This is a genomic window from Corallococcus sp. RDP092CA, assembly GCF_041903675.1.
Classification (GTDB): domain Bacteria; phylum Myxococcota; class Myxococcia; order Myxococcales; family Myxococcaceae; genus Corallococcus.
This window is the reverse complement of the sequence record NZ_JAYESI010000045.1, coordinates 25092-37557: the sequence shown is the minus strand read 5'-3', so window position 1 is coordinate 37557 and position 12466 is coordinate 25092. Positions and strand designations below refer to the sequence as shown.

Annotated in this window: 9 protein-coding genes; 1 reads left to right on the top strand and 8 read right to left on the bottom strand. The window is 69.3% G+C overall.

The window, feature by feature from the left end:
* Window positions 1–16 precede the first annotated feature (16 nt).
* From U8525_RS31825 to U8525_RS31800, 6 genes are all read right to left on the bottom strand, one after another.
* Window positions 17–307 carry a hypothetical protein gene (locus U8525_RS31825; protein WP_374270482.1) on the bottom strand — a complete coding sequence of 97 codons (291 nt, stop codon included), beginning with the start codon at window positions 305–307 and terminating at the stop codon, window positions 17–19.
* Complete coding sequence (locus U8525_RS31820) at window positions 307–579, bottom strand: hypothetical protein (protein WP_374270481.1); 273 nt, start codon at window positions 577–579, stop codon at window positions 307–309. Before U8525_RS31820 ends, U8525_RS31825 begins: the two co-directional genes overlap by 1 nt.
* A 77-nt stretch (window positions 580–656) precedes the next feature.
* Complete coding sequence (locus U8525_RS31815) at window positions 657–1943, bottom strand: hypothetical protein (RefSeq protein WP_374270480.1); 1287 nt, start codon at window positions 1941–1943, stop codon at window positions 657–659.
* 57 nt (window positions 1944–2000) lie between these two features.
* Complete coding sequence (gene mxcH, locus U8525_RS31810) at window positions 2001–4616, bottom strand: TonB-dependent siderophore myxochelin receptor MxcH (RefSeq protein ID WP_374270479.1); 2616 nt, start codon at window positions 4614–4616, stop codon at window positions 2001–2003.
* 592 nt (window positions 4617–5208) lie between these two features.
* A complete protein-coding gene (locus U8525_RS31805) occupies window positions 5209–6693 on the bottom strand; it encodes a GMC oxidoreductase (protein WP_374270478.1) in 1485 nt (494 codons plus the stop codon).
* Window positions 6690–7790, bottom strand: a complete 1101-nt coding sequence (locus U8525_RS31800) for a Gfo/Idh/MocA family protein (protein WP_374270477.1) — start codon at window positions 7788–7790, stop codon at window positions 6690–6692. The genes U8525_RS31805 and U8525_RS31800 overlap by 4 nt, the downstream gene beginning before the upstream one ends.
* Before the next feature lie 411 nt (window positions 7791–8201).
* Between U8525_RS31800 and U8525_RS31795 the strand changes: the two genes are divergently transcribed.
* Window positions 8202–9521 carry a glycosyltransferase gene (locus tag U8525_RS31795; RefSeq protein WP_374270476.1) on the top strand — a complete coding sequence of 440 codons (1320 nt, stop codon included), beginning with the start codon at window positions 8202–8204 and terminating at the stop codon, window positions 9519–9521.
* 85 nt (window positions 9522–9606) lie between these two features.
* Here the strand turns inward: U8525_RS31795 and U8525_RS31790 are convergent, their stop codons facing one another.
* Both U8525_RS31790 and U8525_RS31785 read right to left on the bottom strand, forming a co-directional pair.
* Complete coding sequence (locus U8525_RS31790) at window positions 9607–11544, bottom strand: FAD-dependent oxidoreductase (RefSeq protein WP_374270475.1); 1938 nt, start codon at window positions 11542–11544, stop codon at window positions 9607–9609.
* Window positions 11545–11639: 95 nt separating this feature from the next.
* Complete coding sequence (locus U8525_RS31785; protein WP_374270474.1) at window positions 11640–12341, bottom strand: TetR/AcrR family transcriptional regulator; 702 nt, start codon at window positions 12339–12341, stop codon at window positions 11640–11642.
* Between the last annotated feature and the right edge of the window lie 125 nt (window positions 12342–12466).

Below are 12466 nucleotides of genomic sequence, written 5' to 3'. Positions count from 1 at the left end.
ACGACGCGGGCTGAGGTCAGCGCTGGCGCAAGAACAGGAAGACACCCCAGAAGAGCGCCGCCGTGCCGCCCAGCCACAGCCATGCGCGCAGTCCGGTCCGAAAGAGGAAGCAGCCCCCGAGCACGCCCATCCACACGGGCACCACGCTCCACATGACGAGCTGGTTTCGGGAGCTCGGGGCCAGGGGAGTCAGCGCGAGCGACAGGAGCGCGCTCACCCCGAAGGCGAGCGCGAGCCCGAGGAGCACCCCGGCGAGCGACTTGGAGAGCCAGTCCGGCCGGAGGGGTTCACCGTTTCCGCTGGCCATCACCGCGCATCCTTCCGCCCGACGAGCAGCGCGAGATACGGGAGCAGCATGAGGAGCAGCGTCGTCCAGGCGAAGAGCACGTACACCGCCACCAGCGGCTGGAGCGAACCGCACAGGAGCGGATACGCCGACAGCAGGAGGAGCGTCCCCAGCCAGCGCGAGGGGCGCACGGCGAGGGGCCGGTCCAGCAGGAGCTGATGGCGCGAGGACAGGTACAGGCCGAGACATCCTCCGAGGGAGAGCACCAGCGCGAGGGGAAGGAAGAAGCTCATGGCGGGAGACCGGGTGACGGCGCAGGGGGCGGAGCCCCCGCCCACTCGCGGCGGGGGCTCCAACGGCGGACGGAGGGCTAGCGGATCCGGAGGAGGCCGCGCACCTGGCCCTCGACGACCGTCTTCGCGTCCCCGAGGCCGGTCTCGGGGCTCATGATGCGGAAGCGCGTCTGGGCGTTGTCATTGATGAACTCCGGCAGCACCAGGAACTCACCGGGGTTCTGCGGGATGGTGCGGCCGTTGGTGGGCACGAGATCGTCCCGGACGACGGGCGTCGCGGTCGGCGTCTCGCCGAGGGTGACCTCCCACAGGTCCCACCAGGCGCCCACGGCGGCGCTCTGCCCGTTGAACGGCCGCTGTGCGGCCACCGCGGAGTCCCACGCGGCCTGCGCGGCGGCCTTGTTCATCACCCGCAGGTAGCCCTTGCCGGGCGCGCCAGGCAGGAGCATGCCGGCGATGTCCCCCTCCGTCCCGGGGTCGACGAAGGCATCGAGCGTGGTGAACCAGCCATCGAACTCGCCGGCCGCGGGGTCGAAGCGGATCATGCAGGGCGCGCCGGTCGTCCCGGGCGACACGAAGTGCGCGCCGCTGCCCAGGGACTCGGTGGCGTAGTAGATCTTCCCATCCGTGTGCATGACGCCGTCGCGCGCCCACCCGCAGCGCGTGTCGACCTTGACGGTCACCTCGTCGGTCTTCGTGTTCACGATGACCAGCGCCGTCTTCGCCGGAACCGTCTTCACGTCCGCGGCGTGCCAGCCACCCGCGAGGATGACGTCGTCGCCCGCGGTGACGGCCAGGCTCTGCGAGTAGCGGAAGGTGAGGTCGCCGTCCTTGAGCTGGGATGTCAGATCCTTGGACGTGATGATGGACAGGTCCCGGGGATTCCAGATGACCACCTTGTAGTTCACGTGGTCGAAGTAATAGGCCTTCGTCTCGCTGACGAAGTAGTGCTGGGACTGGTAGCCGTTGGTCGAGGCGACACCCTGGCTGGTGAACGAGAGCGGATCCCCGGCCACGAGCGAGCCGGCGGCGTTGAGGGTGTAGGGCGTCACCGTCGGCACCTTGGAGCTGCTGACGAAGAGCTTGCCGGTGCCCGGGAAGCCTGCGGCGATGTACGCGTCCGAGGAGAGCTCGATCGCGTCTCCGACCCCGACGGACTGCGCCTTCTCGATGTCGTCCACCGTCACCAGATAGCTCTGGGTGTCTCCGCCGGCGATGGCGACCTGGGTGATGACGGCGTAGAGGGGCGCGGTGGTCCCCGCGTCGGGTTCCGGCGTGATGCCGCCGTCCGAAGGCGGGTCGTCCGACCCCGAGCAGGCGGTGGCGAGCAAGGCAAGGGCGAGGAGTGAGAGTTTCAGCTTCATCAGGCTTCCTTTGGCGGTTGGCTCCTGCGAGGAGACTCAGGGCGCCTCATCGGGCGCTCAAAGATCGACCGTGACGCGCGCGGAGAGCGCGCGGCCCGGCTTCTGGACACCGACGATGTCGAAGGCGGGAGCGTCGGTGAGGTTGTGGAGGTTGAAGGAGAAGGAGAAGGCGCGCCGCTCGAGCCGGGTGCGGTAGGTGAGCGAGGCGAAGTGCAGCACCTGGGTGGGCACCCGCGCCTTGTCCCCTCCCCGGCCAGCGCTCTCCCAGGAGCGGAAGAACGACTCGACGTAGCGGGTCGTCCACTCCAGGCCGAGGGCGTCCACGGAGCTCAAGAGCCGGCTCACCTGGAACCGCGCGGTCGCGGTGGCCTGGAGCCAGGGCATGTTGGGCATGCGGTCCCCGTGGAAGCGGGCGAACTGGCCCTGCTCCGCGAGGTTGCGGAAGTCGAGCCAGGTGACGGTGCCGGTGAACCCCACCCAATCGCCGGGGGAGTCCCAGTCCAGCCCCGCGTGCGCCGTGAAGGAGCGGGCGTGGTCCACGTTCTCGAAGGACTGCGTGGCGTCGCCGGGAAAGAGCTGGATGAGGTTCTCGATGTCCCGGATGCCCACGACCGCGCTGGCACCGAAGCGGCCGACGGACGTGACCAGGGGGAGCAGCTCCACGCCCAGGTTGGCGTTGTGGCTCGACTCCGGGACGAGCTCCGCGTTCTCCAGGAGCAGCCCTCCGTCGCCGAAGAGCTCGTCCACCCGCGGCATCCGCGTCGTCCGCTCATAGGAGGCCTTGAAGAGCAGCCCGCGCGTCAGGCTGAAGCGCAAGGTGTCACCGACGCCGCCGGCCCACCGGGTCTCTGCGGCCTCCGGCTTCGTCCCCGAGGCGAAGCGCTGCAGGTAGCCCTTCACGAACGCGGTGTTCTCCAGCCGGCCTCCCCAGAGACGCTGCCGGTGGGAGATGCCTCCGAAGGAGGACGTGAGCGCGAGCGGCACCCGCAGGGGATCCTCCTGCTCCAGGCGGGTGAGGTAGGCGTTCTCGCCGCGCCGGTCGCTGTCATCGACGCCGAGCGAGACCTCCAGGTCCTCCGCGTCGAGCAGCGTCCCGAGGAGCCGCGCGCGCCCGAACCACGTCCGGCGCTGCTGGGTGTTCTCGAGGGGTGTCGAGCCGATCTCCCCGCCCCTCGCCTGCCTCGAGCGGCACGTCCCATACCAGTCGTAAAGACAGTCGGAGACGTCGAGGAGCTCCCCCACCCGCCGGTTGTACCCGGCGATGGCGAGCACCTTGAGCCGCTCATGGGGCGACACCTCGTAGCGAAGCCCGAGCCCCACGCTCTCCTGCGCGGAGGTGACCGCGCCATAGGGCTGGATCATGAACTGGTCGTGCGGAACCTCCTTGTCGTACTGACCGAGGTAGCCGTTGAGGACGAGCCGATCGATCCCCGGCAACGCCTCGAGCCCGACCTCGACGTTGCCCCCCGTGGCCCGGTAGGCGTCGTGGTTGAGGCGCAGCGCGCGCGGCGACACGCGGCCCGTCACCGGATCATCGACGGGGACGGTGACGACGTAGTCGTTCCGCGAGCGATCGTGGAACCCCGTGGCGCGAACGAAGACGTGCTCATGGGCCCGCCATGTCAGCTTGCCGGTGCCGCGGTAGCTGCCGAAGGACCCGGCCTGGAGCGACAGGGAGGCGCCGGTTTCAGGCGACGCGAGCTCGGAGCGCAGGTGGATGGCACCGCCAAGCGCGTCCGTCGCGAGGCGCACCGGGACGACGCCGTTGAAGACCTCCAACTGCTGGATGAGCGAGACCGGAACGCTCCCGAGCCCATAGACATAGGGCGAGTACTCGATGGGGACCCCGTCGAGGAGGACTCGCACCTGATCTCCCGAGAGTCCCCCGAGCGAGAGCTGGGTCCGGCTCCCCATTCCCCCCGTCCGCTGGACCTGCACGGCGGAGGCGCGCGTCAGCACCTCCGCGAGATCCTCGGAGCGCTCGTGGGCCTTCTCCAGTTCGACGACGTCCACCGCCTCCGAGCCGCGCACCAGGGCGCGGGCCTCGGTCGACCTGGCGCGAACGACGGACGTGAAGGCGGGAGCGGTGGACGGCGTTGGCTCCTCGGCGGGCGGCGCGGAGGGCTCCGCCGCGGGCGCGTCGGCGGTGCCCTGGGCGACCTCCTCGGCGGCAGGGGGCGCGGCTTCGGGAGGACGGGCGAGGACGAAGTAGTGGATGAACTCGAACTGGCAGGGAACGGGCCGGCCGCCCTGCATCGCCGGGGCAAAGCGTGCGCGCTGGAGCGCGCTCACGGCAGCCTCGTCGAGCCCGTGGCCGAGCCCCTCGACCACCTCCGCGCGCGTAACCCGTCCCTCCTCGTCGAGCGTCAGGAGGAGCTTCACCGCGCCCTCGACCCCTGAGGCGAAGGCGTCGGGGGGATAGGCCGCCTCCGGCTGTGACAGCAGCACTGGCGGGGTGACCCCACCGGAGGGCGCGGCTCCGCCGTCAGCGGCCGGCGCCTGCGGGTCCGGCGTCCCGGTGGCCGAGGAAGCACCGGTCACCGGCGCCGGGGTCTCGCGCGCGTCCTGCGCTCGCGCGACTCCCGCCATCAGCAGGGCCAGGGTCACGAGCGTGGGGAGCGGAGCGGCCAGCGAGAGGGAGCCCCACGGGCCACGGGGTGTTGGAGTGTTCACGATGCGCGGTCAGGGTTCGCAGGCCGGGAAATTCCGATATTGATTTTCATACTCAATTTCAACTTCAACCACCCTCTATCAACAGTGGAAGTAGGGGTCAATTCGAGGGTGGCCCCAGGGTGCGGCGCCCAAGCCCTCGGAGTGGCCGCGCGCATGGGCCCCACCTGGCGAAGGTGCTCGAACATCGACGGTCGCGAGGCGGTTCACCCGCCCCCTGCGGCTGTCTCCTCGCCATGAATCCTGGCCGCCGTGGAACGCCCCTCCGCCTTGTGACCCGCGCTCCTCGCCCCTCCAACCAGGCGCAACGGAGCGCGCCCCCGCTCACCGGGCCTCGCCGCCGCTCACCGAGCGCGGGCACCGTTCTCCCACTGGAAGAGATCGTCCAAGACCGCGTGCGTCCGGGGGGCGCGCTTGAGACCACGGCCGGGGGCGCTGGCCCCAGTTGCGATGGGATGCGGGGCGTCTTGCCCGGTGCCCCACCGAGGCTTTCGTCCCTCCAGGTCTACAGCTCGGTCCGCAGCCCCTCACCCGGCTCCAGCCGGAGCCCCCGGGTTCAACCCGCGACCACCGACGAATTCCTCCGAGGCGTGAATCAGGCGGCGTGATCGCTACGGGCCGTGTGCGTCCGGGCGATGGTGTCGGCCACGCGCAACGACATGGCGACGACGCTCAGGGTGGTGTTGACCGCGCCCGCGGAGGGCAGGAAGCAGGAGTCAGCCACGTAGAGGTTGTCCATGCCGTGGACGCGGCAGTCGGGGTCCAACACCGAAGTCGCGGGGTCCGTGCCGAAGCGCGCCGTGCCCACCGGGTGCCAGAGCGCGACGGGCGTCCGGGGCGAGAAGACCCACCTGTAACCCGCGCCCTTGAAGATCCGCACCGCGTGCTCCCGAAGCTTCCGGAAGGTCTGTACGTTCCGCCGGGGCTTGCGCATCCCGACGATGCGGTCTCCGTCGAACCGCAGCCCGGAGTCCTTGCTGGGAACGGCCTCCGTCATCAGGAAGCACACCAGGCTCCGCTGCGCGATGAACTTCACGAACGGACGCATGAAGACCGGCACGCTCTCCCAGAGCGGGAGCTGACCCGCGGCCTGGATGACGCCCAGCGGGTATGGCCAGTCCGCCGACGGTTCGTAGTAGGCGTTGATGGCAAACGTCTTCTGGTGCAGCGGAGGCACCTTCCGCAGATCCCGGATGGGAAACAGCATCCCCGCGGTGTGCCCCGCGAGGTAGCGCCCCAGACAGCCCGTGGCATTGCCGATCCCCTGGGGATGCGCCCCATTGCGCGAGCGCCAGAGGATGAGCGGCGTCTGCGTCACGCCTGCGCACACCGCGACGACGCCAGCGTGGACCTCGTGCCGCGCGCCCTCATGCTCCAGGAGGATGCCGGTGGCGCTGCGGCCATCCGGGGTGGTGAGCACCTTGAGACACCGGGCCCGGGTGAGCAACTGGACGCGGCCCGTCAGCAGGGCGGGCCGCAGCGCCGCGACCTCCGCGTCCAGCTTCGCATCGCGCTGGCAGTAGTAGCCATCGCACGTGGCGCACAACACGCACCGGCCGCCGGGCCCGTGGTCCACCGCCTTGGGGATGGACGCGACGGGCAGCCCCTGGGCGCGGATGCGCTCGACGACCTCCGCGATGTAGGGCTCGTGTGGGATGGGGCCGTGGGGAAAGGGCCCGGAGCGGGGAGGCTCCGAGGGGTCTCCTTCCGGGGAGCCACGCACCCCGTAGAGGCGCTCGGCCTGCGCGTAGTACGGCTCCAGGTCCGCGTAGGAGATGGGCCACGCGGAGGACTCCCCCGTCTCCGTGGCCGTGGCCCGGAAGTCGATCTCGCGCATGCGGTAGAGGGCCGCGCCGTAGAGCTTGGTGGAACCGCCCACGTACCTGCGCAGACCCTTGCGCTGCAATTCGCCCATGGGGATGGCGGGCACCTCCGCGCGCGCCGGATCCGGCTGGAGGAAGTCGCCTTCCTCTAGCAACAAGATACGGCATCCGTGCCGCGCCAGGCTGTAGGCCAGCGTGCTGCCCCCCGGCCCACTGCCGACAATCACCACGTCGTAGCGCTGCTGGAGCAGGCTCATGGAAGGACGCACTCCGCAACGGGGGAGGGAGGCTCGGCACCAGGAGCGGGCCGGACGAACCGACGCGAGCGGGCCGAGGTGAGCATGGCTTCGAGGACAGCCAGGTCCCGGAGCGCCTCGTGAGGCGTGTTGCGGACCGGCTTGCCCTCGCGCACGCCAGCCCAGAATTCGTCCAGCTCCTCCACCACGGCCCGCGAGCGCATGGAGAAGACGGTCCGCTGAGTGCCGCGCACCAGCTCCACCCGGTCGCGCGAGAAGAAGAGGGATCCCCGCGTGCCAACGATGTGCTTGCGCCCGCCGTGACAGTCCTCCACCCGCCGCGCGGCACCATTCACGAGCGACCGGGCCACCCCCCAATACGTGAGGCGCTGCCGCTCCAGGGCGTAGGTGGCCGTGTAGTTGGCCACGACGCCACTGTCGAACTGGAGCGAGGCCACCAGCGTGTCCGCCGGCGGAAGCTCCGGGTCCACGCTCCGCGTGAACGCGCTGACCTCCGTGACCTCGCCCAGCATCAGCCTGAGCGCGGCCATGTCGTGCACGCCCCCGTCCAGCAGGAAGCCACCGTCGTATTCCGGGGTGCGCCGCCAGTCGGTGCGGAACCAGGGCGTGGCCTTGATGGGCACCAGCACCGGGTAATGACAGACCACGGGGGCGCCAATCTCCCCGGAGGCGATGAGCTCCTTCACCTTCCATGCGGTGCGCCAGAAACGGAAGTTCTCCGCGACACACCACACCTGCCCGGGGCGGCTGGCGTGCAGTTGTATCAGCGCACGGGCTCTCTCCACGGATTCAGCGATGGGCTTCTCACTGAAGACATGCAGCCCGCGCCGCAGCGCCGCGTCAACGGCGTCGGACGCCGGGAGGATGGGCAGCGCGACGTCCACGGCCTCAAGCCCCTCTTGCGCCAGGGCTTCCTCCAGGTTCGTGAACACCTTCGCCTGGGGAGAAAAGGCCGCCGCGGCCGCCCGGGCCTTCTCCTCCGTGCGGCTGAAGACGCCGACGACGCGGAACTTCGGCCCCAGCTCACCCAGGGCCGGCGCATGGGCCCTGCGGGAAAAGCCGGCACCCAGAATCAACAATGGGATGGGGGAAGACATCTCCCTCAAGAGTCCTTTAAATTTGGAATCACAGCAACACGGCTCAAACCATGGAAAGTAGAACTCACTGTGAGCCAGCCTCCATGATAGGTTGTGGTCCTCCGACGTCTCGGTGCGCCCGAGCGAGTGTGAGGACGTCCCGGTGGAAGCCCTGTGGAATGTGGAGGGAGACAAGATGCTTGTCGCCCGGGTCGTCATCCTGGCGGTGACGCAGCTCATCCCCCTGTTTGCCTTGCGCACCGCGGTACCCCGCCGTGAGGGCGCGGAGGCATCCCTGGGAAAGAGGGCGCACGCGCTGGTGGAGGCGCGGCGGGGAGACCCGCTGACGGTGAAGTCCCATGACCGCGCGGTGCTCCCGCTTCCCCCGGCACCCTGCCCCGTTGGCCGCGTGCGGCCGCTCGTGAGTTGCTCATGGCCAGGCTGATGCTCTTCCCCCTGCCCCACACGGGGCACCTCAACCCCTGTCTGCGGCTGGCCGACGAGCTCCAGCGGCTGGGGCACCAGGTCGTCTTCTGCTGCATGCTCGCGGCGGAGCAGGCCGTGCGTGCGGCGGGCTTCGAGTTCGTTCCCATCTTCGAGTCCAGCCTTGATCGGGACTACCTGGTCCGGGCGTCCACCCACATGGGGCGCAGCCGGGGCCTGGGCCTGCTGACCCCGCTGCGGGACAGCGTCCGCAGCCAGAACGCGATGTTCCAGGCGCTGCTGGATGGCGAGCTGGACCGCACCATCGAGCGCATCCGCCCGGACCTCATCCTCTTTGACGAGCGGTTCAAGTACGCGGGCCCGGCGGTCCATGCCTCCGGGATTCCCTTCCTGCGGCTGCACACGACGGTCCCCCTCCACTTCCGGGAGCACCTGTTCGGACAGCCCGTGCGGGGACCGACGCCGGTGATGCGGGCGCTGGCGAAGGCGATCCACGGCACGCTGGTCGGGCTGGGGATGCACGCGCGCTTCGAGTACGCCTTCGAGACGCTCCTGCGGCAGAAGAACCTGGGCACGCCGAGGAACAACCCCTTCCACGGCGTAGGAGGCGTGAACGAGCTGATGCTCTTCCCGGAGGCGTTCGCCAACATCGCGGGGACTCCTGCGGCGGCCCGCATCCACCACGTGGGGCCCTGCATCAACCAGGAGCATCGCGAGGCGCAGCCCTTTGCATGGGAACGGCTGAGGGAGGACCGCCCCCTCATCGTGTTCTCCATGGGGACCCGCGGCTATGTGTCGAAGTGGGTCCCGCCCCTGCTGAGAGCCATGGTGGACGTGGCGAAGCAACGACCGGACTGGCAGTTCGTCATGGGGACGGGCACGTCCGCGGATCCGGCCACGCTCGACGGGCGCGCGCCCAACCTCATCGTGGTGCGGTCCTTCCCCCAGTTGCCGCTGCTGCGGCGCGCCGCGGCGATGGTGACGCACGCCGGCTTCAACACGGTGAAGGAATGCATCTGGGAGGGCGTGCCCATGGTGGCCCTCCCCCTGACCCAGGACCAGCCCTTCGTGGCCCGCATCGTGGACCGGCACGGCATCGGCGTCATGGCCTCGCCTCGGAAGCTCGGAGCCCCCGGACTGCTCGCGCTGCTCGACAAGGTGCTGGGCGATCCATCGTATCAGCAGGCCGTCACCACCATGAGCGCGCGCTTCCACGAGGCGGACCGACCGGAGCCGCTGGGGGAGCTCATCCAACGAATGCTCCAGCAGCGCCGCGAGGTGGCCACCCCCACCGTCGAAGTGGCCTGAGTCACCGAGCGTGGCCCCACCCACCACCCTCTCCGAGGGGCGGGCGGGGCCCGGAGCCGCCCCATCCCATCCGGCGCGAGTCCTCCTATGACCGCGACGTCGCCGCGAGCTGGGTGAGTGCCGCAGCGATCGCCGCGGCGGGATCGTCCGGCAGCCTGGAGGAGCGCCAGGCCACGTAACCATCGGGCCGAACCAGCGAGGCTCCAGAAGGACCGAGGCCGAACGCCGCGCGAAAGTCATTCCGAAATACCGCGGCGTCCATGGGGACCGCCTGGCATGGAACCGCGGCCAGCAGCGTCTCCGTCTTTACAAGCGCTGCGTCGGAGAGCTTTCCATCCGACACTGGCTGTAGCTGGCGCAGGCTCATCGACTTGAACGTCTCGTACTTGCTGTGCGTGGTGATCATCGGGAGGTTGGCGTCGAGGACCGCTCTCCCTTCGGCAATGGCGACGATCTGCTCGACCGGCGTGTCGAGTGTCAGCTTGTTCGTGCCGACCGTCGGCGGCGAGACGGTCGTACCGGAGCCGGTCGTGCCCGCACCGAAGTGAAGGCACTTGAGCTCGATCCCCAAGTCCTCGCTTGCTCGCGCCGCCGCAGCGCACCAGCGCTCGCTCTCCGATACCAAGACCCAGTCGCGCTGAAGGAGATCGAGCGTCGAGCGCTGCATTCCGCCGTGCGACACCCAGAGGTGAGGCGCGCGCGTGCCGGGCTGACCGGCCCACTGTTCAGGTCGCAATGCCGGTGGCAGCTCGTCGCCGGCACCGAGCACGGCCTCCGAGCGATACAGCTGGCCAAGCTCCATCGCGTCGTCATCGATGATCGCGACCGCCTTCTCCGCGTCAGTGGCCCATTTCGCGTAGTCCCGCCGCGCGAAGATCTGACCATGTCGAAGCCAAGCGATGGGGCGCCGCTCGGCGTCGTAGGTGTCGAGCAGCCTGGCCGAGGACACACCGGCGATGACGGACGCGAGCTTCCACGCGAGGTTGAACGAGTCCTCGACACCGGTGTTGGCGCCGTAGCCACCGCGCGCCGGAGGCAGGGTGTGGGCGGCGTCGCCCACGAGGAAGACGCGTCCCGATGAGAACCGGTCCGCGATGAGCGCGCTGAGCACCCACCGCCCGGTGGTGATCAGCTCGAACGCGAGGTCGGGCTTGCCGACCGCTTGAACAACCTTCTTCCGCAGCGTGGCTTCGTCGCGCTCTTCGTCGTCCGTGAACATCAGGAGCCAGCGGCCATCGCGGTAGGTCGTAAGCATCCCCTTCAAATCCGGCTGGTCGAGCTCGAACTGACTGACACCAGACTCGAGGTACTCATCGAGCGAAGCACGAAAGAGCACGCTGCGAACGACCTGCAGGACACCGTGCCCCGCGCGACCAATGCCCAAGGCTTCGCGGATCGGGCTCGCGTGGCCGTCCGCCGCGATCAGGTAGCCCGCGCGGAGCGCCTGCTCTCGCCCGTCGCGATGCCGAAGCACAGCCGTCACGCCCGCAGCATCTTGTTCAAAGGAAATGAGCTGCGTATTGAGGCGGATATCCGCCCCGAGCTCGATGGCTCTGTCGCGAAGGATGGGCTCCAATCGATCCTGCGCGATCGCGGCCCCCGCACAAGGCGAGTAGCTCTCGGGGCGGAGCGGCTCGTTCGTGGGAGAAGGCCTGCCGGCCCCGGCGAGACGGCGCAACCCGTTCGCGCGTGGCTGGGAGGCCGCAGCCTGACCTGCGTCGGGGCTCCAATCGACCTCCGCCGACCACCTTCCAGCGAGGCTCTCGACCGCGACGCGGCGCGGTCGACCGTGGCCGAACGGAATCTGTGGGATCTTGTCGCCGAGCCCGACGGCTCGAAACTGCTCGAGCGTCCTCGTGGTGAAGCCGATGGCACGCGGGTGGGGAGAGCTGCCAGGGTGCCTCTCCGCCAGCACGCACGGCACGCCACGCCACGCGAGGAACAGCGCGGCGGAGAGGCCAGCGATGCCTCCACCGACGATGAGGACGGGGGTGGATTGAGTCGATGGGGAGTGGCTTGTCATGGGTCACCCTACAGGATGCATTGAGACCAAACGCTGTTCGTCACAAGCTGTGTTCGTCGGATGTGCAAGAAGCTCGGCCTCATTCAAGGAGACGCTCACCGCTCACGCTGCCGGCGCTTCTGTGCGCGCGGTGCCGCGGGCGCCGTGCGTTGGCGCGCGACGCTCGACATATGACGCGGACTCTGGAGGATGCCTGTCACGAGCACCTCGACCGCCCACGTGAATCGTTCCGTCGCAGTGCCCGCGAGGAGCTGCTCGCGGGCCGCGTGGATTCGCGGGTGCTGACGCTCTGAGACTCCCATGATGGCTCGCGCGATCGCCCCTTCGGGAGCCGCGGGATCGGTTCCGCCGGAGTGCTCCGCGACGATCGCGGTGACGTAGAGGACGAGGAGATCAACCGCCCACGCCCCCGTCGCCAGCTCGACTCCACCTTCTTCGAGGAGCGCCAAGAGCGCCTCGGTAATACGAAGGGCGTTCGGTCCGATCGCCACAGTCCCGAACGCGAGCTGCGCCAGCCCTGGACTCGCGGAAAGCACGCGCGCGTAGGATTCGAGGACGCCTACGAGGCGGGTGCGCCAGTCCGCCTTCGCGGAGCCGCTGACCTCGACCTTTGCGAGCGCGCGATCCAGGACGAGGGCGTACAGGGTGTCGAGATCGTCGACGTACGCGTACAGCGACGCTGGCCCGGTCTCCAACGCGGCGGCGACCTTGCGGAGACTCATGCCCTTGAGCCCATTCGAGGAGATCTGGCGCAGCGCTTCGGTCACGATGGCCTCGCGACTGAGCAGCTGCTTCACGGGGCCCCCGCGCCGGCTCGCGACATGAGGTGCTTCGAACGGGTTCGCTCTCGCCATTCTTGAATGGTATTCGTCACGAACGGCGTTCGTCAAACCCGCCCAAGACCGCTCTCGGCCCGGATGAT